We start from the raw sequence: 1085 nt of genomic DNA on the forward strand, positions 1-1085 counted from the left end.
CGCCGGGGGCGCCCTTCGCCCGGGCCTGCACGTCGGCGAGGGCGCCGCGCAGGCGTCCGGAGCGATCGTCGATGAGGTCGCGGTACCCGAGCCTGGCCGCCTCGGTGCGGCGCTGCGCGGCCTGGGTGACGGGGCGCACCTCGCCGGCGAGGCTGAGCTCGCCGACCGCAGCGATGTGTCGCGGGATGGACCAGCCCCTGACGGCCCCCGCGACCGCGAGAGCGATGGCGAGGTCTGCGGCCGGTTCGGTGAACCGCACGCCGCCGACGGTCGAGACGTAGACGTCCTTGTCTGACGTCGTGACGCCCGCGCGCTTCTCGAGCACCGCGAGCACCGTGGCGACCCGGGCGGCATCGACGCCGTTGACGATCCGCCGGGGGTTCGGCGCCTTCGTGTCGATCGTGAGCGCCTGCACCTCCACCGGCATGGCTCGCCGGCCCTCGAGCGCGATCGAGACGCACGTGCCGGGCTCGCTGCTGCCGTGCCCGAGGAACAGTGCGCTGGGGTCGGGGACCTCGGCGATGCCGGCGCCGGTCATGTCGAAGCATCCGACCTCGTCGGTCGGGCCGAAGCGGTTCTTGAGTGCGCGCACGAACCGCAGCGACGTCTGCCGGTCGCCCTCGAACTGGCACACCACGTCGACCAGGTGCTCGAGGATGCGCGGCCCGGCGATCGACCCGTCCTTCGTGACGTGGCCCACGATGATGGTGGGGAGCCCGCGGTCCTTCGCGACGCGGATGAGCGTCGCCGCCACCTCGCGCACCTGAGACGGATGCCCCGCCATCCCTTCGGACATGGCCGACGACACCGTCTGCACCGAGTCGACGATGAGCAGGTCGGGCGAGACCTCGTCGACGTGCCCCAGGATCGTGGCGAGGTCGGTCTCGCTCGCCAGATACAGCTCGTCGTGCAGAGCACCGGTGCGCTCCGCGCGGAGGCGCACCTGAGCCGTGGACTCCTCGGCGCTCGCGTAGAGCACCCGCCGCCCGGCGCGAGCGGCCTGCGCCGCGACCTCGAGCAGCAGGGTCGACTTGCCGACGCCCGGCTCGCCCGAGAGCAGGATCGCGGCGCCCGCGACCAGCCCG

1 protein-coding gene is annotated in these 1085 nt (G+C 73.5%); it reads right to left on the reverse strand.

The window, feature by feature from the left end:
- On the reverse strand, positions 1-1085 hold a 1085-nt coding region (locus tag EIO58_RS18440), incomplete at both ends, for a DNA repair protein RadA (protein ID WP_127820608.1).

Source organism: Microbacterium sp. CPCC 204701, assembly GCF_004010105.1.
GTDB lineage: Bacteria > Actinomycetota > Actinomycetes > Actinomycetales > Microbacteriaceae > Microbacterium.